Raw genomic sequence first — 25692 nt, 5'->3', positions numbered from 1 at the left:
TTTCGACGAAAAACGGGATGGGGAGGAGATCATCGATGATCCGGCATATCGTGCTTTTGAAATTCAAGGACAGCGTCTCGGAGGCCGACAAGCAGTCGATCTATCATGACCTCGCTGCACTCAAAGACCATGTCGATGGCATCCGCGCCTTTCATGCGGGGCCGAATGTCAGCGTGGAAACCGAGATGATGCGCGGTTTCAACGATGCGTTCTGGTTCGACTTCGACAGCGCGGCTGTACGCGATGCCTATCTGGTCGATCCGCATCATCAAGCCGCCGGTGCTCGGATCGTCGCCCATACCAAGGGCGGGCCGGACGGCGTCATCGTCGCCGATCTTGAGTTCTGATCCGCTGCCGGTCAGGCGCGCAGGGCCTGACTTTGTTGAATCATCCTTTTGCCGGAGTCCGGCTGTACATCGTCCTGCAGCCTAGCGCCGTCTCCCTTTAGGAAGACTGCGATCGCGGCGGCCAGTGGCTCGTGGACGCGTCGTCCCTCTGCCGTCATACTGGCGGAGAGGAGGCCGTTCTGGCAGGCGCGCTTGTCATCCCAGCCGGCATGGTTGACGATCGGGTAGAGGCAGAGGCCCTCGAGCGGCACGCCGGCCTTCATGGCGGCCACAGCCTCCTGTGCCACATAGGTGAACCATGCGGCGCGACGGTCATCCTCGATGCCGGTTTCCGCGATCATCATCGGCTTACCGTAGCGGGCATAGGTTTCGATGAGGATGGTCCGGAGCGGCTTGTAGAGCGGGTGGCCGATATCGATCGGCGGGCCACCATGGATCCATTGGTTGTTGAAGTAGTAGTTGACGCCGATGACATCGAGATAGCGCTCGGCGCCCCCGATCTGTGGCCACATGCGGCCGCTCAGAAGATCCCATCCCTGGAACTGCGACTGGCGATGACCTTCGGCGACCTGGGCTTCCCAGGGTCTCGATGGGTCGGTAATGACGTTGATCACGGGATCGCAATGCACGAAGCGGGCACGGGGATCGACGGCGAGAATGGCATCCATTCCGGCAATCGCTGCCCGTGCTAGCTGTACCTTTAGCTCGAAGCCGCGGCCGTGCGCGAAGGGGTTGAGATAGCCAGCGTCACCTGCGCCCCAGGAGAAGAAGGAGATTTCGTTGACCGGACAATAGAACGGGATCTCGTCGCTCTCTTCCCGCACGATGCGCGCGCAGGCGCCGGCGAACCGGGCGAAGCGATCCACGAAATGGGGTGTCCAGATATCGATATCGTCGGGCCAGCCGTAATGCAGCACATCCCAGATCACCTGCGTGCCCGAGCGGGCGGCGGCCTGCAGCATGGGCCGGACGCTCGACCAATCGAAAGTGCCGTTGTTCTCGATCAGATGCCAGCGAAAGCCGTCGCGCACCGTGCGGATGCCGTGCTCTCGCAGCTGGCGATAGTCACGCTCGGCATGGATGTCGTGGCCGATATCGTCGATCATGTCGAGCCGGGGACCGAGTGGTTCCTCCGGCGTCGGGCGCAGGCGATGGGTGGAGCACTCGAACCCGCCCTGGACGAATGACCGGAAAAGACCGGTGGGGCCGCGGGGCGTGCGCGTCGCAACGACATCTTCGAAAAGGCGCTCCCACTGCGGTACGACAGCTTCCATGGAATAGAGGCGCTTGATCTTTTCGCGCAGAGCCGTGCCGAGCGTCCGACGCAGGCTCGGGTTCGATATCAGGCTGCGCGCGGCAGCAGCGACGGATGCTGGATCGTCATAGGGGACGATGAGGCCGGTGGTGCCGTCCTCGATCTGCTGCAGCGCGCCGTTGTCGGGCGTTGATATGACCGGCAGACCGGCAGCACCGGCCTCCGCGATGACATGCGGCATGCCTTCGCCGCGCGACAGCCACACGAAGATGTCGAACGCCTGGAGCAGGTCCGGAATGTCCTTCCGGTCGCCAAGGAACTGCAGCACATCCGACAGCCCGAGGGCAGCAGCGCGTTGTTGCAGCTCCACTGCATATTCCGGCATGAACGCATCCGGCCCGCCGACGATGACGAAGCGGGCGTCGGCATTTTCAGCCTTGAGCAGCGCTGCCGCCTCGATGACGTCCTTGACGTTCTTTTTCGGATCAAGCCGCCCGACCCAGCCGATCAGGATATGCCGGTCGGAGATGCCGAGTTTCGCGCGCATCGATGCCCGCTGCGAGGGATCAAAGGCTGCGACATCGACCATGGAGGGTATTTCGATCGCATCCGCCTCGCGCCCTTGCATGCGCGAGGCTGCGGCATCGCGGATGGACCGGCAGACGCCGACATAGCGCGTGGTCAGATGCTTCGGCCCCGCCAAGGCCTCGGAAACGAGCCCGCCATGCTCGATCAGCGGCGGGCGGATGTGCAGGCGCTCCAGCGCCGGATAGATATCGGCGACGTTCTGGCAGGAGACCACAACGTCATAGCCGGGCACCTTACCGGCGAGATAGGAAACCGTATCCTCGAACGACATGGTGTAGGGTGCCGTGTCGATGGAAACACCGAGTTCCCGCAATTGCTCATGCGTCTGCTCCGGCATGCCCGGCTTGCGGAAGCAGGCAACGACGTCGATACGGTAGCGCGCGAGATCAAGTGCCTTCGCCAGAAGCCGGACTTCGGTTTCCTCTCCGCCGACGACCAGCCAAGCGAAGACGAAGAGGATACGGATTGGCGGATCGCCTGGTGCGGCCTCTTGTGCCGTCTGCATCATGCGCCGACCTTGAAGACGACCTGCAGGAAGTCGGGGCGATGCTCCACGAGATCCTGAAGGAAGGCCGGACCATCCTCGAACGGTACCACATGTGTGACCATGTGCTCGCGGATCGCAGCGCCGTCGTGCCGCAGGAGATCGACCGTTTCGTTTGCGAGACGCTGGCGGTTCCAGAGCGCCGACAGGCCGCGCGGCACACGGTTGATCTGGGCGCAGCGGATGTTGAGGCCGTTGTGGTGGAACTCCTCGCCAAGACGCAAATGGTCAGCACCGCCCTGGTAGAAGGCAAGGTCGATGACGGTTCCCTGCGGACGCAGGGCCTTCAGCGCGGTCTGGAGACTGCCGGAATGGGCTCGTGTCTGGAAGACGAGATCGGCACCGCGACCCAAGCCGCCATCATGCCAGCGGGCCTTGGCGTGCTGCCAGGCCTGTTCCTCCGTCATGGCGGTGAGGCCCATGGCCTCGGCCTTTGCGCGTCGGAAATCCGAAGGGTCGGTGATGACGACATCGGAAGCCCCGAGCTTGCGGGCAAACAGCGCCGTCATCAGGCCGACGGTGCCGGCGCCGATGACCAGCACGGGACGGCCGGCAACGCCGGCGCCGAGGTTCGAGACCTGGGTGCCAATGGCTTCGGCGTCGGCATGAAGGATACCGTTCGCGGCGATCGGCCCCATCTGCGCGACGAAGACGCCGAGGAGCGGATCGACCTCCGGCGGCATGGGCACGAGGACATCGTGGTACGGGTCGGCCGTATGGCCGGTCTTGTGGGCGTAGGTCGTCGCCAGCACGTCGCCTTCGGCATAGCCGCCGGCTCGGGATTCCGATACGCGCGCGACTTCCATATAACCGAGGAAGGGGACGGGATAATGGAGGTCCGGCTCGTTCTCGATGAAGACGCCCCGGCCGGCATCGAAGCGCGAACGGAAATAGGGATTGGTATTCTTCAGGAACGTCAGCTCGGTGCCGGCGGAAAGGCCTGTATAGAGCGTTTCCAGCCGCACCTGGCCATCGGCGGGCGGACCTTCCTCATATTCGAGAACATAGGCGCGGCCCGGAGCTTCGATGCCGAGCGAACGGATCTTGCGATGACCGGGCGGCATTCCGCGCGGTGCTTCCTCCGGTCGCGGCTGGAACTGGAGCGGTGCCGGCGGTGTCCGGGTGATCTTGGGGAGGTCGAGATGGACAGGCTGGCCGCTGCGTGACGAAGCGACCACAGCCAGCGCCAGGCGGTGCGTGGCGACGGCGTCGGCATAGGGGCAGCGGATGCGATTCTCGCCGCCGCGCACCGCATCGATGAAGTCGCGATCCTCGCGCCAGACCGGATCGCCGTCCGCCTGACGGACGGGCCGGCCACGACCGACATCGACCATGATGTCGCGATCGGTGAGTTCGATGGCGAGCTTGTCGGCAAAGATGTGCAGACCGACGCGATGGCTCCAGCCGAGGAGGCATGTCGAGGCGATATTGGCGACGACGCCCGACTGGAAGGTAAGGCTGGCGGTGCTGACGGTTGGCACATCGAGACCGGGGAACTCCTGACGTTCGACATGGCCGGCACGGCCATAAACCTCCGTCACCTCACCGATCAGGAAGCGAGCGAGATCCAAAAGGTGCGTGGTCTGCTCGACCATCTGGCCACCGGACTTGTCTTCTTTCCACCACCATTGCGGCGGGGGCGTCGAATCCAGCCAATAGCCCGACAGGAGCTGTGCGGGGTTATCGGCCAGCAGCGCACGTGCTTCCTCGACCGTATCGAGATAGCGCCAGTGATACCCGACCGCCGTCACCAGGTTCTTCGCCGCGATGCCCGCCGCGATCTCATCAGCAAGGGCGATATCGAGCGAGACCGGCTTTTCCACGAAGAAGGGAATGCCATGAGCGATCAGGTCGCGCTCCGGCTCGCCATGGGCAAAGGGCGGTACGCAGACGTAGACGGCGTTGAGGCTTTCGTTCTCCAGCATCTCGCGGTGGCCGGTGAAGGATTTCGCGCCGAAGCGACGGGCTGCGGCATCGGCACGGGCCGCATCCGGATCGGCAAAAGCGACCAGTTCGACATCCTCGAAGCTTGCAAGGATGTCGAGATGACGGTGGGCGATGCCCCCGACGCCGATAAAGCCGAGACGGGTCTTTTGCATGGAGTGGTCCTTTTGCAGGGATGAGTTCGGCGTGAAGAACGGCCGGTAGACGGAGGCGGTTTCTGCGGCCATACGCGCGGCGGAGAAGTGGTGGCGAAAGCGGTCGCGCCCTGCCTGTCCGACGGCCGCGCGCTTGGCGGGATCGTCGAGAGCTTGGGCGATCATCTCGGCGAGCGAGGAGGGACGCCCGGGTTCGGCGAAGAAGGCGTGATCGTCACCCAGCGCCTCTAGGGTACCGCCGATCCGCGTGGCAACCACGGGCACGCCCAGCGACATGGCTTCCAGCACGGCAAGCGGCAGGCCCTCGAACAGAGAGGGGAGAACGAAGAGATCGGCTACCGCAACGAGATCCGCGATATCGTCGCGGTGGCCAAGGAAACGCACGGCATGCGCGACGCCGAGGTCCGTCGCCAAGGCTGCCACCCGCGCCTGTTCTTCGCCGGATCCGACGAGGAGAAGAATGACGGTGGGGTGGCTGGCGATGATCGCGGGCAGGGCGCGGATCAGAGAGGCGTGGTCCTTCTGGGCGGAAAAGCGTGCGACCGAGAGGAGGACGGTACGCTCGGCGAGGTCCATGGCCGCGACCGTCTGTTCCGCCAATGCTTTCGGTTCAAGCGAAAAAATGCCGTTGCGGACCACTGTGATGCGCGATGGGTCGATATGATTGTCGACATAGGTTTCGCGCGAGGCTTCGGACACGACGATGTGGTGGGCGAGGGCAACGGTTTCCGCGATGTAATGCGCCTTCTGGTCCGGGTCGGTCAGCAGATAGGGCAGGTGTTCCGTCCGGATGACGGGAATGCCCGTTGCGATGCCCGATGCTGCAAGGGCATGGCCTTCCCAGCCGATGCCGGCATGGACATGCAGCAGATCTATAGCTGCCCGTTGCAGCCACACCTGAAATTCGTCAGCGGACGCCAGATCCTTTACAGCAAGACCCTGCTGCGCGGCTTTGGTGAGAAGACGGTTGGCGCTCTCGGTATCGGCTGCGATGATCACGTCGTGATCCCACTGCAGTCCACGGGCCAGTGCCAGCATGTGCTCGCCCAGGCCCGAGGGGTCACGGCTATCGGTTGCAAGGACGATGCGCGGGCGTCTTGCGGGCTGCTCAGGCATGGGGTGTCGGCTGCTCCGGTGCTGCCCGTGCCGCGAACGGTCCGGTCGCCTCGGCAGGCAGGGGTGCAGGTGCGCCCATGGATTGCTCGATCAGCAGGCGCATCTTTCGCGCCGTATCGTCCCATGATGAGCGGGCTAGAAGAGCATCCACCGATTCCAGCCAGGGCTCGGGCGACTGACAAAGAGCCAGCGCCGCGGCGCAGGCTTCGACGAAGCTTCCTGAATCCCCTGCGATGCAAACGCCGGGGACGTCGCCATAGCTACGAACGACGTCCGTTATCGGTGTGCTCACGACCGGTCGGCCGGCGGCAAGGTATTCCGGTGTCTTGGTGGGGCTGATGAAGCGGGTCGCGTCATTGAGCGCAAAGGGCATCATGGCCACATCCCAGCCTGACAGGTAGGCTGGCAGCTCGGCGTAGGTCTTCTGCCCGAGATAGTGAATGTTGGCCGCTAGGGGCAGATCGTTCTGCGAAATCTTGACCACGGGGCCGAGGAAGATGAACGACCAGTCTGGGCGGGCGGCGGCGATATCGCGGATCAACGCAAGGTCGAGCCGTTCATCGATCACGCCGTAGAAACCGAGGCGGGGACCCTTGATGCCGGCCTGATCCGGCGGCGAAGCCTGGCCGTTGCGGGCGTTACGGAAATGATGCGCATCGACGCTGGAGGGGAAGGCATGGACGTTGTCGTGACGGTCCCGCTTCGCCTCATAGAGGCTGTTGCCGCCTGTGAAGACGACATCGGCACGGTCAAGCAGCGCCTGTTCCATGGCCTTCAGCTGCGGTGGTGCGAACTTGAAGTTCGCAAGCTCGTCCATACAGTCGTAGACCACCGCTGCCGCATCCACATGGCGGGCAAAGGCAAACATTAGCGGCGTGTAGAACCAGAGGATCGGTTGCCGGCCGCCTTGCAGCGCCAGGAGATCATCGAGCAGGCGCGCAAGTGCGATCTCTCGTTCACTCTCGCTCCACCAATGCGGTACGCGTGGGCGGATGGCCTTGACGGTGGTGCCGGCAAAGGGATGAATTTCGAGATATGCCAGATGGTGGTCGGTCGGGATATATTCCTCGAAGAAGAAGACCTGCCGATCGGCTGAGAAGCGCTGCATGAGATGCTGCGGCCGCTGGAGCACGAAATCCCAGCGCAGATGGGAGAAACAGACGAGCGGTGCGTCGGTGCAAAAAATGCCCTCGGAAACCTTTGAAAACGCACCCAGTAAATTCATCGAGCTCCCTTCCGTCAAGCTTGCAGGGAACTGCCTGGACCTCTCTAGGTTCCAGGTGGAGAGGGTCTTTTTTTGTCAGTTGCCGACATCAAAGCTTCCAGCCTTCGGATCGAGTGCGGCCACGTCCAGTTTGCCCGGACGACAGCGCGCGGATCGAAGCTCGAAAGTGTTTTCAGCATGTCGGCGATCGCAAGGTGAAAGTCTTCCGCCGAAGCCGTTCGGCCGGTCTTGGGCGTGATGAACTGGCCGCCGCAGGAGAGCGCGCTGTTGGCAAGAACGGGAAGGCCGGCCAGCATGTATTCCGTCAAGATCGCGGGCGCTCCGTCATCGACACCGCAGACGACGCCGATACGCGCTGTGTTCATCAACCGGTTGACCTCCTCGAAGGGCACGCCCGGCGGGTCGATGATATCGACCAAGATACCGCGTTCGGCGACCTGTTGCCGGAACGCCTCCGTCAGCTCGCCGTAACCGCAGACGCAGAGCGCTCGCAGCGAGCGCGGCAGCTTCGCCATGGCATCGAATAGGATGTCGTGGCGTTTGTAGCTTTGAGCGGCGGCGACATAGATGATGTCGTAGGTTTTCGGCACGTCGAGCGGATGGAACGTCGTGTCCGAGGCAAATTCGGGCCCGATCGGCAGGATCGCGGTCAGCATGTCGGGGTGTCGTTCGTGCACGGCGTCCGACTGCCACTGGGCGCCCGTCAGGATGAGGTCGAAATGCCGGCTTACCTCGGGCGGAATGCGCAGGGCCGGGGCATCGATCGAATTGTAGATCTTGAAACTGTCCCTACAGGCGAGAAGGATCTCCTCGCTGACACCCAGACCCCAGACGCAGAGGATGTGCGGCGCGCCGAAGGCGGCGATATGGCCGAGCATGTCGTTGGATGCGAAAGGGGCATCCGGTCCGTTCATCCGGAAAACACGGCGTTTGAGGTACGGACTCGGGCCTGCACGCGTTTCCGGCGGATGGCTGCCGCGCCAGTGCGTCCAGATCTCGGCGCTATCGACGAGGCCCGCCTTCAGGCAGGCGAGCGGCAGGCGCTCGATATAGCCGCCATCGACAGCGATATCATCGCGGTTGGCAACCATCTCTGGTCTGCCGCCGCGCCGTCCCGACACCCACGTGTCGCACGCTTCCTCCACCGTTGGGAGGGGAGCGTGATCGGGATGCCCGTCCTGAAAGTCGCTGATGACGACGATGCGTCTGGCTGTCATGGACAGGGTTTGCCTTCTCTTGTCTTGGATGTGTTCGGGTTGGCGTATTAGTTAGTCACGCAGGTGCGGCGTGGTCCGCCATAGGGCTGGTAGGTGTTATCCGAGGCGCGGTAGGACGAATAGCGCGCCTGACACTGGCGCACGTGATCGTTGGTCACGGCGTCGGAGGAGGGCGACATCCGGCCGATATCGTCGGTGGAAGCCACATCCATATAGGGGGAGATACAGGCCTTCCGGTCGCCGCTATAGGCGCTGTAGCTGTTGTCGTCTGCACTGTAGGACCGGTAGCGCCGTTCGCACCATGCCTGATGCTCGGGGTTACCAACGGCCGGGTCCTGTGCCATTGCGAGATCGGTTTTCGCGCTCAGCGCGCCCGGCAGTGTGTTGTCGATCTCGGCGGAAGCGTTGTTCATCAGTACGGCAGGTTGGGCGATCGTCAGGTTGTCGGACGACGCGAGATCGACCGGCGGTGCGGCAGGAGCACGTTCGAGCCCACGGTCGGCGGTCGCGACGCGCTTCGGCGCTGACGACCAGAGGTCAGCCACGCTGATATTGGCAAGTGCTTCCGTCGCGGGCTTTGCCATCAGGGCGGACGCACTGAGGAATCCTGCAATGAAGAGCGTCATGGCGACGGTGAGGAAGAAAGCGAACGCGGCCGTGGCTTTCATGAGGATGCTCCTGACATGCGGACAAACGTGTCGATTCTCAAGGAATCTGCCCGTCAACGCATGCTACGGCGCAGAGTTCCGACAGCTTTTGCGTGTCGAAAACATCAAATATTAGGATGATACAATAAGGCCCGCGTGTGCTTTGCTTGAACGCGGGCAAAGCCGCCGGTCAGACGCTCTTCAGATAAAGCACGATCGAGGTCGCCATGCTGCTGACGGTGGCGAGCACGACGATGCCGACGAGCACTGAGAAGAGGATTTTCGCCCGGCGGGAAGGCGGGGCGTCGTGGTCGAGATCATGGTTGGGCATGCCGCATCTTGGACGATCCCGCCACCTGCCGTCAATGGCAGGCGGCGGAATCGTCCAGCGACGGATTGGCGCATTGGATGATGGACAGTTCTCAGGCCCGCCACTTGAGCATGATCGTCGAAAGGGGCGGTAAGGTAAGCGACAGGGATTGTGGCTTGCCGTGGGCGGGGTGATGCTCCGTCCAAGCTTCGACATTGCCGAGGTTGGAGCCACCATAGACGCCGGCATCGCTGTTGAACACCTCTTCCCACCGGCCTTCTGTGGGCACGCCGATGCGATAGCCCTGGCGTGGCACCGGCGTCATGTTGGAGACGGCAAGGATCATCGAGGTTCTGTCCTCGCTGATGCGCAGCATGCCGAAGATCGAATGCTCGGCATCGTCCGACACCGCCCAGTCGAAGCCCTGGGGATGCAGGTCGCCATATTGCAGGGCCGGCTCCGCGGCATAGAGGCGGTTGAGATCGCCCACAAGCCGCTGCATGCCGGCATGTTCCGGCCGATCGAGCAGATCCCAGACGATCGAGGCGTCATGGTTCCACTCCGTTTCCTGCGCGATCTCGCCGCCCATGAAGAGCAGCTTCTTGCCAGGATGGGCCCACATGAAGCCGAAATAGGCGCGCAGATTGGCGAGCTTCTGCCAGGCGTCGCCCGGCATCTTGCCGAGGAGCGAACCCTTGCCGTGCACGACCTCGTCGTGGGACAGCGGCAGCATGAAGCGCTCGGAATAGGCATAGACCATGCCGAACGTCATCTGCCCATGATTGTAGCGCCGGTAGACCGGATCTTCCTCCATGTAATGGAGCGTGTCGTGCATCCAGCCCATGTTCCACTTGAAGTCGAAGCCGAGGCCCCCTTTCTCGACGGGCTCCGTCACACCGGGCCATGCGGTGGATTCCTCGGCGATCAGCAGCACATTCGGGCAACGCTGGTGCACGATGCTGTTGAGATGCTTGAAGAACTCGACGGCTTCGAGGTTCTCCCGCCCGCCATATTCGTTCGGAATCCACTCGCCGGCATTGCGGCTGTAGTCGCGGTAGAGCATGGAGGCGACCGCATCCACGCGCAGCGCATCGACGTGGTATTCCTCCAGCCATTCGAGCGCGCTGGCGATCAGGAACCCCTTCACCTCGTTGCGGCCGAAATTGTAGATGAGCGTGTTCCAGTCCTTGTGGAAGCCCTCGCGCGGGTCTTCGTGCTCGTAGAGAGCGGTACCGTCGAAGCGGGCGAGGCCCCAGACGTCGGTCGGGAAGTGAGCGGGTACCCAGTCAAGAATAACGCCGATGCCGGAAGCATGGCAGCGATCGACGAAATAGGAGAAATCCTCCGGCGTGCCGTAGCGCCCGGTCGGCGCGAAGAGGCCGAGCGGCTGGTAGCCCCAGGAGCCGCCGAAGGGATATTCCATGATCGGCAGGAGCTCGATGTGGGTAAAGCCCAGCCGCGCGGCATAAGGGATCAGTCGCTGGCTGAGCTCGATCCAGTCCAGCGGACGGTTTCCGTCCTCGGCGATCCGCAGCCAGGATTCGAGATGGACCTCATAGACCGAAATGGCCGCTTCCCCGTCGCGGATCTCCGTCTTCCGGCGCATCCAGTCTTCGTCGGTCCAGGGATAGGGCGATGCGGAGGCGACGATGGAGGCGGTGGCGGGGGCTGCCTCGCTCGCGCGCGCGATCGGGTCCGCCTTCTGCGCCAGGACAGTGCCGGACGCGTCGATGATCTCGAACTTGTAGCGTTCGCCCTTGCTGAGGCGCGGGATGAAGATTTCCCAGACACCGGCGGAAGGGCGCAGCCGCATGGGATTGCGGCGTCCATCCCAGGCATTGAAGTCGCCAACGACAGACACGCGCCGCGCATTCGGTGCCCAGACGGCAAACCGCACGCCCTCAATGCCATCCACATCCATCACCCGCGCACCAAACGTTCGGCCGAGACTGTAATGCGTGCCCTGCGAGAAGAGGTGCAGGTCGAGATCGCCGAGCAGCGGGGCGAAGGCGTAGGGGTCCTCGGTTTCCTGCACGGCTTCCGGCCAAGTAATCTGCAGCCGGTAATGGGGTAGGTCGGTCAGGGCCGCAAAGAGGCCGGCAGGATGCACGAGTTCAAGGCTCGTTGCGACGGCGCCGCTTGACGGGTCGAGAAGGTCGATCCCGACGGCGCCGGGCATCAGCACCCGGACGATGGTTCGGTCGGCATGCGGATGAGGGCCGAGGACGGCGAAGGGGTCGCCGTGGCGTCCATCGATGAGGGCGGTGATGGCATCGTGGTCGATACCCTGGAGAAGGTCGAGGCGTTCCAGCATCAGGCGTTACTTTCCGAAAGTCGGCGGACGATGGCGGAGAAGCCAGCGAGCGGGATGGGCAGCCATTTCGGCCGGTTGCGGGCTTCGTAAGCGATTTCGTACGTCGCCTTTTCCAAAAGGAAGAGGTCGAGGATCTGCGTGCGGATCGCTTCCGGCATACGCAGGTGGTCCGACGTTTCGGTCACCGTGAAGTAGCTCGACAGAAATGCCGCCTCGGCCTTCTCGATGAAGGCGCGGATGAGCACCGTCCGTCGATCGTCGTTCGGGTCGGTCACCGCCTCATTGTCGAGTTCAGCCGTTGCACCGAGATAGCTCAGCGACCGCAACAGGCCGGCGACATCGCGCAGGGGATTGGTCTTTGCGCGGCGCTCATCGAGGTTCCGGGCCGGCTCGCCTTCGAAGTCGATGAGATAGGCATCGGCTTCCGCGACGAGGATCTGGCCCAGGTGAAAGTCACCGTGGTTGCGGATCATGAGCGTGTCCGCGGCGCGATCTGCGAGCGCGCCGATGGAGGCAAGAAGGGTCTCGCGCCCCTCGATCAGCCTTGAGATCTCGCCGCCAAGCGCCGGATCGACGTCGGCACGCGCGCCGTCGAGGATATCGAGACCGTCCGAAATCTGTTCGATCACCTGACGGCGCAAGTCTTCGATGTCGTCCGTACCGGCACGAACAGGGGCGAAGGCCTCATCCTCGGTCGGTTTCGCCAGGGCGACATGAAGTTCGCCGAGACGCGTGCCGACATTGGAGACGAAGTCCATCAGCGGTGAGAACAGGCCTTCCTGTACGTCCGTGGAGGCGATGTCGGAAACGGAGGTCAGCGTATCGTCGAGGGTGCGGCGCAGGGTGCTGAGCATCCAGGTCCAGGCGTCGCCCTGATTGCGAATGGCGCCCTGAATGATGATCAGCGTCGAGCGCGTGCCGTCCGGCGCGATGCGGGCGATCTCGCCGAGCAGCGGTGCGGTGTTGGCATAGCCGACGCTGGTCAGATAGCGCGTCATCTCCACTTCCGGATGGATGCCCGGGAAGATGTGGCGGATGAGCTTGATCATCGCGATATCGCCGACGATCAGCGAGCTGTTGGACTGCTCGGCCGACAGCCAGTGGATCGGCAGATCGTCGCGCACGTCGATGCCATCGAGCTGGTCGCTTCCGATGAACTCCAGCGTACCGCTGCGTCCGGAGATCTGGGTGCGCTCGCGCAGACCCTTGAGGACGCCGCGGGCAAAGGCTTCGACCGCAAAGCCATCCGTCAGGAAGCCGACGCGGCGACCCTGCCGCAGACGGGCAAGCGCCAGCTGTTGGGCGAGAGCCGGCGGGTTGGCGTCGTCCCAGGCGATCGCGAGCGGCAGCATGTAGGTTTCGGTATGCCCCTCGAGTTCCGCCTCGAGTTCGCCGAGCAGGATGTCGTGCGGGAAGCCCATGGGCACGGCGCTGACGATCTTGGCGCTGTGCAGCGTCTCTCCCTTCGAGCCGAACCAGCGGCGTTTGGCGAGATAGGAGGGGAGGACATCGCGCGACAGGACGTTCGACAGACGGGGCTCCTCGACCACTTCCAGAAGGTCGCGGCGCAGCACCATGGTCGCGAAATCGGGCAGTTGTTCCGGCGGGTCGTTGCGCCAGGTCGGGCCGTCTGCTTCCGCGACCAGCTGGAACCAGAAGAAGCCGTAGGGCGGCAGGGTCAGGAGATAGGTGAGCTGGCCGATGGGCGGGAAGGGCGACATACCGGTCAGTTCGATCGGTACGCGATTCTCGAATTCGGAGAGATCGAGTTCGACGGCCTGCGGCAGGCGGGAGAGGTTGAAAACACAGAGGATCGTGTCGCCTTCATACTCCCGGAGATAGGCGAGGATCTTGCGGTTGCCGGGCTTGAGGAAGCGCTGCGTGCCGCGGCCGAAGGCGACGTGACGACGGCGGAGCGCCAGCATGTGCCGCATCCAGTTCAGGAGCGAATGCGCGTCCGCGGATTGCGCCTCGACGTTCACCGCCTCGTAGCCATAGAGCGGATCCATGACTGGGGGCAGAACAAGGCGAGCGGGATCGGCGCGCGAGAAGCCGCCATTGCGATCCGGAGACCACTGCATCGGCGTCCGCACGCCATCTCGATCTCCGAGATAGATATTGTCGCCCATGCCGATCTCGTCGCCATAATAGATGACGGGCGTGCCGGGCATGGAGAGCAGGAGCGCGTTCATCAACTCGACCCGGCGGCGGTCGCGCTCCATCAGGGGCGCGAGGCGACGGCGGATGCCGAGATTGATGCGGGCGCGGCGGTCGGCGGCATAGATATTCCAGAGGTAGTCCCGCTCCGCATCCGTCACCATTTCGAGCGTCAGTTCGTCATGGTTGCGCAGGAAGATCGCCCACTGGCAATTTTCCGGGATATCGGGCGTCTGGCGCATGATGTCGGTGATGGGGAAGCGGTCTTCCTTGGCGATCGCCATGTACATGCGCGGCATCAGCGGGAAGTGGAATGCCATGTGGCACTCGTCGCCGCTGCCGAAATATTCGTTGGTATCCTCCGGCCACTGGTTGGCTTCGGCCAGCAGCATGCGGCCGGGGTGGCTCGCATCCAGCGCCGCGCGGATCTGCTTCAGGATGTCGTGTGTTTCGGCCAGGTTCTCATTGTTGGTTCCCTCGCGTTCGATCAGGTAGGGGATGGCGTCCAGCCGGAAGCCGTCGATGCCGGTTTCCAGCCAGAAGCGCATGACGGACAGCAGCTCTTCGAGGACCTGTGGATTGTCGAAGTTCAGGTCCGGCTGGTGGGAGTAGAAGCGGTGCCAGTAATAGGCGCCGGCGACCGGGTCCCAGGTCCAGTTGGACTTCTCCGTATCGAGGAAGATGATGCGGGTTTCCGGGAACTTCTGGTCCGTATCCGACCAGACGTAGAAATCACGCTCGGGGGAGCCTGCCGGCGCGTTGCGGGCGCGCTGGAACCATGGGTGCTGGTCGGATGTGTGGTTGATGACAAGTTCGATGATGACCCTAATGCCCCGATCATGAGCGGCATCCACGAAGGCCTGGAACTCGTCCATCGTGCCGTAATCGGGGCTGACATCGCCGTAGTCGGCAATGTCATAGCCATCGTCCCGTCGCGGCGACGGGAAGAAGGGGAGTAGCCAGATCGCGGTGACGCCCAGCGACGAGATATGGTCGAGCTTCTCCTGAAGGCCCTTGAAGTCGCCGATGCCATCGCCGTTTCCATCGTGAAACGACTTGATGTGCAGCTGGTAGATGATCGCGTCCTTGTACCACAGCGGGTCTGAGGAGCCGCTTTGTGCGTGGTTGCGCGCGCGGCTCTCAGTGTCGTCCTGCACTTCGTCGGTGAGCATATCCATACTGGTTCCTCCCTACCGAACCCGCCAGATGCCAAAGGGCATCGACGGATCGAGGCGGATGTGTTGTATTTTTCCCGTCCAGGTGAAGGCCCGGTTGGCAATGAGGTCTTCCATCGGAAGCGAGCCGTCGTCGGGAAGGTTCCATGACCAGAGCGGCACTTCGACATCCGCTTCCTGCGTCGCGTTCGGATCGAGGCTGATGGCGATCAGCACCACGTTCTCGCGGCCGGCGCTGGCCTTTTCGAAGAACAGGACATTGTCGTTCCAAGCGGGTAGCAGCGTCAGGCCGAGATGCGAGTGAAGCGCCGGGTTCTCGCGGCGGATGCGGTTGAGCAGGGCAATCTCGCCCTTGATGTGACCCGGGCGGTCATAGTCCCATGCCCGGATCTCGTACTTCTCGCTGTCGGCATATTCCTTGCGCTTGGCATCCGGCCTGCCTTCGCAGAGCTCGAAGCCGTTATAGACGCCCCAGAGTCCCGAGAGGGTCGCGGCGAGGGCGGCGCGGATGAGATAGGCCGGGCGCGGAGCGTTCTGCAGGAAATCCGGGTTGATATCGTGCGTGTTGACGAAGAAGTGCGGGCGGAAGAACTCTTTCGGCTCCTGCGTCGTGATCTCCCGCATGTACTCTTCGAGTTCCCACTTCTCGTTGCGCCAAGTGAAGTAGGTGTAGGACTGCGAGAAACCGACTTTTGCCAGACGGTACATGACCTTCGGCTTGGTGAAGGCTTCCGACAGGAACACGACCTCTGGATGACGGCCGCGAATATCGGCGATCAGCCACTCCCAGAAGGGAAACGGCTTGGTGTGGGGATTGTCGACGCGGAAGAGTTTTACGCCTTGATCGACCCAATGCTGAACGACATCGCGCAGCGTCTCCCACAACGATGGCACGGCGTCCTTCGCGTAGAAATCAACGTTGACAATGTCCTCGTACTTCTTCGGCGGGTTTTCGGCATAGCGAATGGTGCCGTCCGGTCGCCAGTCGAACCAGCCGGGATGATCCTTCAGCCAGGGGTGATCCGGCGAGGCCTGGATGGCGAGATCGAGCGCGATTTCGAGCCCGTGATCGGCGGCAGCCGCGACCAGCCTGCGGAAATCTTCAAGCGTGCCGAGTTCCGGATGGATGGCATCATGACCGCCATCCGGCGAGCCGATGGCATAGGGGCTGCCGGGATCTGTCGGGCTGGGCGTCAGCGTGTTGTTGCGGCCCTTGCGGTTCGTCGTGCCGATCGGGTGGATCGGCGGGAAATAGAGGACGTCGAAGCCCATCTCACGGATGGCGGGTAGTCGGCCGATGACATCGTCGAATGTACCGTGGCGGTTCGCATCGCCGCTTTGCGAGCGCGGGAAGACCTGAAACCAACTGGCAAAACCAGCTGCCTTCCGCTCGGCATCAACGGGGATGACGGCGGAGCGGACGCTGAAGGGCCGGCGATCCGCGCGGGCCATGAGGGCGAAGGTTTCCGGTGCCAGCAGCCGTTTGGTCTTCGCGTCCGCGTCCTCGTCCGCCAGCGTTGCAAGGAGCGCTTTCAGCTCGGGTTGAACCCGCTGGGGGCCATGTTCTTCTGCAGCCTTGATGAGGTTGATGCCTTCCTGGATCTCGAGCGTCAGATCCAGATTGGCCTCATGCTTCTTGCCGAGTTCGTAGCGGAAGATAGCGTAGGGGTTGCGCCAGGCCTCTACGATGTATTCATGGCGGCCCATGCGCTTCAGGGTAAATTCCGCCTTCCAATGGTCGTTGATGACGAACTGCATCGGAACTTCTGTCCATTCCTGCGCATCCACCGGACGCCAGAGCAGGACGGCTGCCAGCGGGTCATGGCCGTCGCCGAAAATATCGGCTTCCACCTTCACCACATCGCCAACAACGCGCTTTACCGGGAAGCGGCCGTCGTCAACCGCAGGTGCGACTTTCTCGATGGCCAGACGCGGCGTATCAGCAGCGGCGCGCGCATCCATAGCGGCGCCTGCCATGAGGATCGGCTTGGACGCCGTGCCCTCGAAGATGCGTAGCTCGCCCGGTGCAAGCCGCACATCGGCATCGAGCGCGCGTTCGGGCCGGGCGATATCGCACAGCGGCAGGAAGGCGGATGCCGCCTCGCGGATCGCATTGAACGGTGCTGCGGCGCTCCGGCGAAGATCGCGGTTGCAGACGATGACGCGCACGGTCTCGGCCTGACGAAGGTCCACGTGGTCGCCCTGTACGAGAGCGCTTACGGATGTCGCGCTGCCGGCAATCAGGGTTAGCGGCGTTGCAGCCGAGGGTGTCGTGGCAGCAAGCCGTTCGTTGAGGGACCGTATCTCGGAGGAGATGTCGAAGGCGCTTTGGGATTTCAGGGCGCGGATGCCGCTGCCATGACCATGCATCGGGTCCAGCGGTGTCGATGCGCCGAACTCGAAGCCCATCGGGATCAGAATGCCCTGGCCGATCGTCGCGGAGAGGCCGAGCGTGCGGATGGCGCGCCGCTTCAGAATCTCGCTGCTTTCCGTGCCATGGGCAATGCGCTTGGCGAACGGCGCTTCGGGAAAGGCGATCTGGTAGCCGAAATTCCGCTGAAGCTCGTATTCGTCGAGAAGCCAGCGATCCCTGAGGTTCCACCAAGCGAGCGACGAGAAGCCGCCCTCGAACCCGGCTTCCGCCAAGGCTTTGCGGTCATCGAAGGTCGTGCCCGGCGTCCAGGCGAGGAACCGGACCTGCGGCTGGCGCTGGTGAACGTTCGAGATCAGCGTCCGCCATGCGTCGGCCGGTATGGCGGCAAGGCCGACGCAGCGGAAGCCGCTGACACCGGCGTCGGCAAGCGTCTGGATGCGATCCGCCCACGTGGTGATCAGCGTGGCTTCCGAGTCCGCCTCATGTGCGTGTATAGCGCGGCTGCCGGCGACGGTGGGTGAGATGCGCGGATCGACGGGGCCGCTTGTGTCGGAATGTGTATCTGCTTCGCGTCCGACGACGAGATCAAGCATCAGGGAGAGGCCATGTCGCCGCGCGGCGTCGACCAGAGCCGACACGCCGTCCTCGACGCTCTCGCCAAGCCCGAGTTCCGGGTTCAGCTTTTCGAAATCGGCCGTGACGAACACGCTTGTTGTCTCACCCTTCTGGAAGACGGGCGCTGACAGCACCGTGTCGAAACCAAGCGTCGCAGCATGCGCAAAGGCCGCGTCCCACGCCTCTAATCCCCGCAATTGCAGGGGGTGGACGTAGTAGATTCGCGGCGGCGTGACGACAGGTGTGTGTGCTTCGGCAAGCGAATGAACATTCATGGGCTGTCTCGCGTTGTTTCATCGAGAACCGTGCGAACCCCAAGCTTGTTCCACATTGTCTTGCCGATCATGGCAGAACGATGCCGTCAGCCACGCGCAAACGTCATCCTACGACCGCGGGCGTTCCTCCCGCATGACCGTGGATATGGCGACGAGAAGCGGCGCTTCGGACAGGGCTTCGAGCGCCACGGACAGCTTCGGCTTCCAGTTCGGATAGCTGTCGCTCGTTCCCGGAACGTTGGTCGGGTTCTTCTCGCCGGTCATGTCGGCAAGACGCACGGCAGAGAGCGCCGATGCCGTTCTGGCGATGAAGCGGTGGGCGTCGATGACGATACGGGTCAAGGCCTGATCCTGTGCCGAACCCGGAGGCAGGTGGGGAGGTTGCTTGATACCCGCGTCGTCCAGTGCCCGTGCCAGATCCTTCCGCTCCGTCTTGCGCTCTTCCTGATGTGCCTTGGTGATATCCGGCGGCAAGATGCCGTGGTCGGCGCGGGTGGTGATATCCGCGCCACGCCACCAACCGGCGAGCGTCTGGTGGTCATGCGTGGAGATGCAGGCAAGCGACAGCGCCGGATACTCTTGCCCCGGCTTGAAGCCGTCTTCGGTGCGCTCGTAGGAGAGGATCCGGTAGGAGAGGATACGTGCCTCCGTGAGATCGTCCTGCAGACCATCGGGGAGGACGCCGAGATCCTCGCCGATGACGAGGCACTCGTGGTGCCCTGAGGTTTCCGCGAGAATGCCGAGAAGATCCTTTTCCGGATATTCGACATAGGCGCCGCCATCCGGCTTGAGGTCGAGCGGGACGAGGAACAGGCGGCGCAGGGCCGCGGCGTGATCGATGCGGATGGCGCCGGCATAGCGCATGGCGGCGGTCACCATGCGCTGGTAGGGCGAGGGGTCGCCGCTGGCGATGGCGGCCGGCTGGAAGGCGGCGAGATGCCAATCCTGTCCGTCGGCAGCGAAGGGATCCGGTGGGCTGCCGACGGTGGCCGCGGAGACGTAGAGATCGCGCTCGCCCCAAGTGGCGGCGCCGTCGAGCGCCTCGCCGACCGCAAGATCGAGATAGAGCCCGATCCGCATGCCGGCTGACTTCGCAGCCTTGGACGCCGCATCGAGTTGGCCGTGCGCCAGCCATTGCAGCCACATATGGAAGCGGATCTCGTCCTCGTGCGTTTCGATAAAGGCTGCGACGTCAGGGCTCTCCGGGTCCTTGAAGCTCTCCGGCCATGCATGCCAGCCGGCGCCAAGGCCCTGGGCCGACATCGTGAAGGACAGGGCTTCGAACAGCGCGTGGAGACGCAGAGGCGCGCCCTCGCGCGTGATGAAGGTCTCGAAATTCTCGGGGTTGGATGATCCGTTCTGTTCGGGCGTCCAGCCTGCCCAGATGTTGCGCAGCGCTTCCAGCTTCAAGCTGCAGACGCCGACATAATCGACCAGCGTGGTTTCCCGCAATTCGGCTGCCTTGCGCTCCACATCCGGGTGCGGCTCATAACCGGGAACGCGATCGACGGCGATGTAGAGCGGGTTCAGGCGCTGGCGGCTGGAGGGTTCATAGGGGCTGCAACGATCGGGGTCGGCGAGGAACGGCGCGTGCAGCGGCGTCAGTCCGATGAAGTCGGCGCCGAGCGGGCCGAACACGCGGGCGATATCGCAGAGATCCTGAAAATCGCCGATGCCCCAGTTGCGGGACGAGCGAAGCGCGTAGGGCTCGAGCGTCACGCCCCAGACGCGGGTTTTTCCGAGGAAGGGCGGGAGGTAGGAGGCGGGCAGGGTTTTCGTCGTCGCGGTCTTCTGCCCGACCAAGGGCTTGCCCGGTTGCTCGGGGGCATCGAGATCGACGTTCAGCGCCTCGAGAATTTTGATCTTCGTCTCGGTGGAGACCGTAACCTCGTCCTTCTCAGGGCTCGGTCGCGTTTCGCCGATACCGTGCCGGCGTGCAAGCTCGTCGATCGTCTCGCGCTTCATGGATGTCGTCGCCCTCTGAGGAAGTCCCGATATGGGTAATTCAGGGAGACCTAAGGCGGTTCGTCCGGATGGCAAACGGCAGCGATGCGAATGTCGTGGCGCGGGTCGCTTCCTAGAGGCGGGTAAGCCCGGCTGCCAGCCTCAGTGGCTCGTCGCCGCCTTGGCCTGGCGCATGGCGGCCAGATATTTCTCGCCAGGGCGCGAAGCCATGGCGGCAACCTTGATGCGGGTCTGTTCGCGGTGGGCCTCGGCACGCTGGCGCGCGGCTTCGCCCTGGGCGATCAGGATCCGGACGCTTTCGCGCAATTCGATCTGCTTATCCATCGCATACCTCATGCTGCTGCGAGATCGGCAACCTCGCCGAACTGGATGATCAGGCGGGGATCGCTCATGTCCCCGGACTCCTCGTCGACTTTGACCGCATAGGCCGCCACGCCGGGAAAGCGGGTGGACATGGAGGTCGCGATCTTCTCGGCGCTGACGGCATTCGACGCCTGGCGCATCTCACCGGGGGCAACGCCGCCGCGGACCTTCTTGAAGGGCAAGACAATGAATTTCTCTGCTATTGCCATCTCGAACCATCTCCTGATTTGTTCTCTAAATGTTCTATTTTTGAACGCATGTCAAGGGATCCGTTTTCGGATGGGCAACCATTGCTTTCGAAGGGACATCGCAAGCGTGGAGCAGGCCTGTCTTTCAGGTGTATAATTGACAAAAGAATACTTCTTTAGATTGTGTAAAAGATCGTAAATAAAAATATAAATTAATTAGAATGGCACATTAAACCGGTTTTAACGCTCTTGAGGGAAAGTTCTCTCTATCAGATCGGCCCGGGGAACCGGCTCCTGATCCGCATGAAGCGGATCGTCACGAGTGCCCGATCATTCCCCATTTTCTCGACCTCGGCACCTCCCCGTGCCTCCTAAATGCATGAACGGTGCCGTACCGGCACCGCCATTAACATTCCTGTCCCTCATGGGGACGCGGCTGTGGGCTCTGCCGCGCCCGTCGTTAAGGTTCTCTTCGTATGTCTGTTCAAGATCCCATGCCCTCGGTGCCTCTTGTGCTTCCGGTTGCGTTGACCATTCGCCAATCCCGAGACATCGCCGAAATGCTGCGGACTGCTTTCGAGCACTCCGGCGACGTTGTCATCGATGTTCCGGAAGCTGCTGACGCCGATCTTTCGTTCATCCAGCTTCTCGAAGCTTCGCGGCGCTATGCCGAGACGCTCGGCCGCAGCTTTTCCCTCTCAAGACCCGCTGAAGGCAGCCTGCTGTCGACGCTCGCGCGCGGCGGATTTCTCACCGACATGACCCCGCAAAACAGCCGGTTCTGGCTGCACGGCAAGGAACAGATGCAATGAGCGCCCATATTCTCACCGTCGACGACAGCGCCAGCATCCGAATGACCACCCGGATCGCGCTGACAGGTGCCGGCTATCAGGTGACCGAGGCCGTGGATGGTGTCGATGGTCTGGCCAAGGCCAAAGGCGGCCGCTTCGACATGATCGTCACCGACCTGAACATGCCCAACATGAACGGCCTTGCCATGATCCAGGCGCTACGCGCCTCGCCCGCCCATACCGGAATTCCGATCATCTTCCTGACGACCGAGTCGGATGCCGAGATGAAGGCGCAGGCCAAGGCCGCAGGCGCGACGGGCTGGATCACCAAGCCGTTCGATCCCGAGCAGCTCGTCAAGATCACCCGGAAGGTGTTGGGCAAATGAACCTGATGGATCCTGTGCAGGTCTTTCGCATGGAGGCCGCCGAGCTGTTCGTCGTCATCGAGGAGGGGCTTCTCGACCTCCTCGGCGATCTGTCGAACCAGGCGCAGATCGACGCCGTGTTTCGCGGTCTCCACACGCTGAAAGGGTCGGGCTCCATGTTCGGCTTCGAGGCGCTGGCGGCCTTCACCCACCATTGCGAGACGGCGTTCGACCGGGTGCGCAAGGGCGAGGTGCCGGCCACGGCCGAGCTCGTGGCGGCGGTGCTGGAAGCACAGGATCACATGAAGGCGCTGGTGGATACGCCGAACGGCGACCATGAGGCGACCGGAAACGGCTTGCTGGCAAAGCTGCAGGCGGCCGTGGGCGCCAAGGCTGCGCAGGGTTGTGTCGTCGCGGCCCCGCTGCCGGCGGCCGTTGCGGGTATTTCCTCTGCCACTGCGTCGGCGGCCACGCGCTGGCGGCTGCGCTTCCGGCTGCCGGTCAATGCCATGGCGAACGGCACCAATCCCCTCGGCCTGCTCGAAGAACTGGCCGATCTCGGCGACTGCACCATCAAGGCCGATACCTCCGCCATTCCGAGCCTCGACGCGATCGAGCCCGACGATCTTCATATCGGCTGGACGGTGGAGCTGACGACATTGCTGCCGCAGCCGCGCGCCGCCATCGAGGACGTCTTCATCTTCGTCATGGACGACATGGAGATGGTGCTTGAAGAGGTCTCTTCCGCGCCGGCCCTGGCCGTCGCCTCCGCATCAACCCCAGCCTTGGCCCCAACCCTGGCCCCGGCCCCGACGTCCGTCGTTCTCCCTCTCGCCGAAGCTGCAGCATCCGAGCCGGCGCGCGTACCCAATACCGCGCCTGCCATCGCCGATGCCAAGCAGACGAAGCCCGCGGCCGAGAACGTCCGCGTTCCCGCCGAACGGCTGGACGAGCTGATGGACCGCGTCGGCGAGCTCGTCATCGCCCAGTCCCGTCTGTCGCAGTTGGCCGGCGTCAGTGCCGATATCCAGCTGCGCTCGGTCTCCGAAGACGTCGAGCGTCTGTCGGGCGAGCTGCGCGACACGATGATGGTGCTGCGCATGGTGCCGGTCGGCAGCCTGTTCGGCCGCTTCCGCCGCCTCGTCCACGATCTCGCCCGGGAAACCGGCAAGGAGATCGAACTCGTTACCGAAGGCGAGACCACGGAGGTCGACAAGACGGTGATCGAGCGTCTGGCCGATCCGCTCGTCCATCTCGTGCGCAATTCGATCGACCACGGGCTGGAGATGCCCGAGGACCGCCTGGCCTCCGGCAAGGCACGCGCCGGGCGCGTAACGCTGTCGGCCCGCCAAGCCGGCGGCGAGGTCATCATCACCATTCGCGACGACGGGCGCGGTATCGACCGCGAGCGCGTCCGCGCCAAGGCGGAGGCCTCGGGCCTCATCCAGCCCGGTCAGATGCTGCTCGATCAGGAGTTGCTGCAGCTGATCCTCCAGCCGGGCTTTTCCACGGCCGCCCAGATCACCAGTCTTTCCGGCCGCGGCGTCGGCATGGATGTCGTCAAGAAGACGGTCGAGGCGCTCCGCGGCGTCATCGACATGCAAAGCACGCCGGGCGAAGGCTCCGAGATCTCGCTGCGCATCCCGCTGACGCTCGCCATCATCGATGGGCTTCTCGTGCGGGTCGGCACGGGCTCCTACGTCATTCCGCTGTCGGCGGTGGAGGAATGCCTCGAACTGTCGGCCGAGGAGGACCTGCGCTCGCGTGGTCGCAGCTTCATCTCGCTGCGCGATCACCTCGTGCCCTTCCTGCGGCTACGCGAACTGTTTCGCACCGGCACCCCGCCGGATCGCTACCAGAAGATGGTGGTCATCTCCACGGGCAACGAGCGCGTCGGGCTCGTGGTCGACCAGATCATCGGCGACCACCAGACTGTCATCAAGGCAATGTCGAAGCTGCATCACGACGTCGTCACCTTCTCCGGCGCCACCATTCTGGGCGACGGCAATGTCGCGCTGATCCTCGACGTCACACATCTCGTGACCGTCGGCCAGCAGCAGGAGGCGCAGTTGCGGGCCGCCGGATGAACAAGCATCTCAGGAAACACGAGACCGACCTGCTCTGGAGGGACCGCGAGGATGTCGCCGTCCTGACCTTCAACCTCAATGGCGAAACCTTCGCCATCGAGGCGACGGTGGTCCAGGAGATCCTCGACCTCCTGCCCGAAACGCGGGTGCCCGGCGCCAAGGCCTTTCTCGGCGGCGTCATCAACTTCCGCGGCAAGGTCATTCCGCTGGCCGATATTCGCCTCGCCTTCGGCATGGAGGCCGGCGAAGCGACCATCGATAGCCGCATCATCGTCGTCCAGCTCGACGTCGAGGGCGAGCCTTGCCTCGTCGGCATCCGCACCGACAAGGTCTACGAGGTCACCACCCTTGCCCAGGCATCCAGCGAACCGCCGCCCAGCATCGGCATGCGCTGGCGTGCCGACTTCATCGACTGCCTCGTCAAGCGAAATGGCGAGTTCATCATCGTGCCGAACCTGAAGAAGATCTTCTCGGTCGATGTTACTCCGACGGGAATGCTCTTCACGGGCTAGGGCTCCGTTTACACAGATTCCGACATTCGGCCGACCTTTCATATCTCCGTCACTCTTCACCTTATCCACGAAAGCGAAATCCCGATGCGGATGACGATCAAACTGAAACTGGCCGGCGCGTTCGGCTTCCTCATTCTTCTCTCATGCGGCATGGCGGTGCTTGCCATCGTCAACCTGTCCTCGCTGAACAGTTCGATCACCGACATCATCCAGGGACCTGCGGCAAACCTCAGGGATTCCAGCGATCTTTCGGATGCCGTTCTGACATCCATCCAGCAGGAAAAGAACGCCATCATCAACACCGATGCGTCGCTGATCGAAGGCTACGTATCGTCCGTCACCGGACAGCGCGAAACGATCGCCCGGATCGTCAAGAGCTTCGACCGCGAAACGAATCCGCTCATCCGGCAGAAGGTCGCTGATTTCCAGGCGACCTATCCGGCCTGGGTCAAGATGCAGGACGGCGTTCTGCAACTCGCGAAGGAGAACACGCCCGACAGCAATCGCCGCGCGGGCGAGATTTCCATGGGTGATGGTGCCCAGGTCACCAAGGAATTGCTGTCGTCTCTTTCGGGCCTCAACGACCAGATCGCTGCCGACCTGACCACGACCGACCAGGCGACCAACGCGCAGTATGAATTCTCCCGCAACGTGTTGATCGGCAGTCTTGTTGCCATGCTCCTGATCTCCACAGCCGTCGCTTCCATCATTGCGATGGGCATCAATAGCGGCTTGAAGAAGATCCGCATCATGGCCGAAGCCGTCGCCATCGGTGACCTCGACCAGACCGTTTCCGTCAAGACGAACGACGAGATCCGCGATGTGGTCGATGCCGTCATGGTCATGACCGGCAATCTGCGCAACACGGCAAAGTCCGCCGACCAGATCGCCAATGGCGACCTGACGAACACGCCGAAGCCCCTCTCCGACAAGGACATTCTGGGCAGCTCCCTGCAGCTGATGGTCGAGCGCCTACGCGGCGTTGTCGGCGACGCGCTGTCGGCCTCCGACAACGTCTCCTCGGGCAGCCAGGAACTGTCCTCGAGCTCCGAACAGCTGAGCCAGGGCGCGACCGAGCAGGCCTCGTCCGCCGAGGAAGCCTCCGCCTCGATGGAAGAGATGGCGGCCAATATCAAGCAGAACGCCGACAATGCCGCCCAGAC

17 protein-coding genes and 1 pseudogene are annotated in these 25692 nt (G+C 63.2%); 6 read left to right on the top strand and 12 right to left on the bottom strand.

Annotated features, from left to right (window positions below; translation table 11 throughout):
* The first annotated feature begins 35 nt into the window (after window positions 1–35).
* Entirely contained in the window at window positions 36–347 is a 312-nt protein-coding gene (locus C8J33_RS23205) for a Dabb family protein (RefSeq protein ID WP_132665504.1), read from the top strand.
* 11 nt (window positions 348–358) lie between these two features.
* Here C8J33_RS23205 and C8J33_RS23200 read toward each other — a convergent pair whose 3' ends face one another.
* The 12 genes and pseudogenes from C8J33_RS23200 to C8J33_RS23150 all read right to left on the bottom strand — a co-directional run bounded on the left by C8J33_RS23200 (window position 359) and on the right by C8J33_RS23150 (window position 20795).
* Window positions 359–2698 carry a glycosyltransferase family 4 protein gene (locus tag C8J33_RS23200; RefSeq protein WP_245507258.1) on the bottom strand — a complete coding sequence of 780 codons (2340 nt, stop codon included), beginning with the start codon at window positions 2696–2698 and terminating at the stop codon, window positions 359–361.
* Window positions 2695–5949: a glycosyltransferase gene (locus C8J33_RS23195; RefSeq protein ID WP_132665503.1), complete on the bottom strand. Its 3255-nt coding sequence runs from the start codon at window positions 5947–5949 to the stop codon at window positions 2695–2697. The genes C8J33_RS23200 and C8J33_RS23195 overlap by 4 nt, the downstream gene beginning before the upstream one ends.
* 76 nt (window positions 5950–6025) lie before the next feature.
* Window positions 6026–7174, bottom strand: a pseudogene (locus C8J33_RS23190) (glycosyltransferase family 1 protein); the annotation flags it as partial.
* 44 nt (window positions 7175–7218) lie between these two features.
* Window positions 7219–8391 carry a glycosyltransferase gene (locus tag C8J33_RS23185; protein WP_132665501.1) on the bottom strand — a complete coding sequence of 391 codons (1173 nt, stop codon included), beginning with the start codon at window positions 8389–8391 and terminating at the stop codon, window positions 7219–7221.
* Between the two features lie 47 nt (window positions 8392–8438).
* A complete protein-coding gene (locus C8J33_RS23180) occupies window positions 8439–9059 on the bottom strand; it encodes a BA14K family protein (RefSeq protein WP_132665500.1) in 621 nt (206 codons plus the stop codon).
* A 169-nt stretch (window positions 9060–9228) separates the two neighbouring features.
* Entirely contained in the window at window positions 9229–9369 is a 141-nt protein-coding gene (locus C8J33_RS27135) for a hypothetical protein (RefSeq protein ID WP_165929866.1), read from the bottom strand.
* 91 nt (window positions 9370–9460) lie between these two features.
* Window positions 9461–11662: a 1,4-alpha-glucan branching protein GlgB gene (gene glgB, locus C8J33_RS23175; protein ID WP_422038951.1), complete on the bottom strand. Its 2202-nt coding sequence runs from the start codon at window positions 11660–11662 to the stop codon at window positions 9461–9463.
* Window positions 11662–14991 (bottom strand): maltose alpha-D-glucosyltransferase, encoded by a 3330-nt coding sequence (gene treS / locus C8J33_RS23170; RefSeq protein ID WP_132665528.1) that lies wholly within the window; start codon window positions 14989–14991, stop codon window positions 11662–11664. Before treS ends, glgB begins: the two co-directional genes overlap by 1 nt.
* 18 nt (window positions 14992–15009) lie before the next feature.
* Window positions 15010–18258 (bottom strand): maltotransferase domain-containing protein, encoded by a 3249-nt coding sequence (locus tag C8J33_RS23165; protein ID WP_132665498.1) that lies wholly within the window; start codon window positions 18256–18258, stop codon window positions 15010–15012.
* 108 nt (window positions 18259–18366) lie between these two features.
* Window positions 18367–20223, bottom strand: coding sequence for a 4-alpha-glucanotransferase (malQ, locus tag C8J33_RS23160; RefSeq protein ID WP_132665497.1), 1857 nt, complete (start codon window positions 20221–20223; stop codon window positions 18367–18369).
* A 141-nt stretch (window positions 20224–20364) separates the two neighbouring features.
* Window positions 20365–20547, bottom strand: coding sequence for a hypothetical protein (locus C8J33_RS23155; protein ID WP_062475557.1), 183 nt, complete (start codon window positions 20545–20547; stop codon window positions 20365–20367).
* Between the two features lie 8 nt (window positions 20548–20555).
* A complete protein-coding gene (locus C8J33_RS23150) occupies window positions 20556–20795 on the bottom strand; it encodes a hypothetical protein (protein ID WP_092930611.1) in 240 nt (79 codons plus the stop codon).
* A 455-nt stretch (window positions 20796–21250) separates the two neighbouring features.
* On the opposite strand from C8J33_RS23150, the gene C8J33_RS23145 reads away from it, so the two are divergent.
* The 5 genes from C8J33_RS23145 to C8J33_RS23125 form a co-directional block, all read left to right on the top strand.
* Window positions 21251–21586 (top strand): STAS domain-containing protein, encoded by a 336-nt coding sequence (locus C8J33_RS23145; RefSeq protein WP_132665496.1) that lies wholly within the window; start codon window positions 21251–21253, stop codon window positions 21584–21586.
* A complete protein-coding gene (locus C8J33_RS23140; RefSeq protein ID WP_092930607.1) occupies window positions 21583–21951 on the top strand; it encodes a response regulator in 369 nt (122 codons plus the stop codon). The genes C8J33_RS23145 and C8J33_RS23140 overlap by 4 nt, the downstream gene beginning before the upstream one ends.
* A complete protein-coding gene (locus tag C8J33_RS23135) occupies window positions 21948–24017 on the top strand; it encodes a chemotaxis protein CheA (RefSeq protein ID WP_132665495.1) in 2070 nt (689 codons plus the stop codon). The genes C8J33_RS23140 and C8J33_RS23135 overlap by 4 nt, the downstream gene beginning before the upstream one ends.
* A complete protein-coding gene (locus C8J33_RS23130; protein ID WP_132665494.1) occupies window positions 24014–24529 on the top strand; it encodes a chemotaxis protein CheW in 516 nt (171 codons plus the stop codon). Before C8J33_RS23135 ends, C8J33_RS23130 begins: the two co-directional genes overlap by 4 nt.
* Window positions 24530–24613: 84 nt before the next feature.
* The coding region (locus C8J33_RS23125) for an MCP four helix bundle domain-containing protein (RefSeq protein ID WP_132665493.1) at window positions 24614–25692 on the top strand (1079 nt) is incomplete at its 3' end.

This window comes from Rhizobium sp. PP-CC-3G-465 (assembly GCF_004343445.1).
GTDB lineage: Bacteria > Pseudomonadota > Alphaproteobacteria > Rhizobiales > Rhizobiaceae > Ferranicluibacter > Ferranicluibacter rubi.
This window is presented reverse-complemented; position numbering and strand designations above follow the sequence as displayed.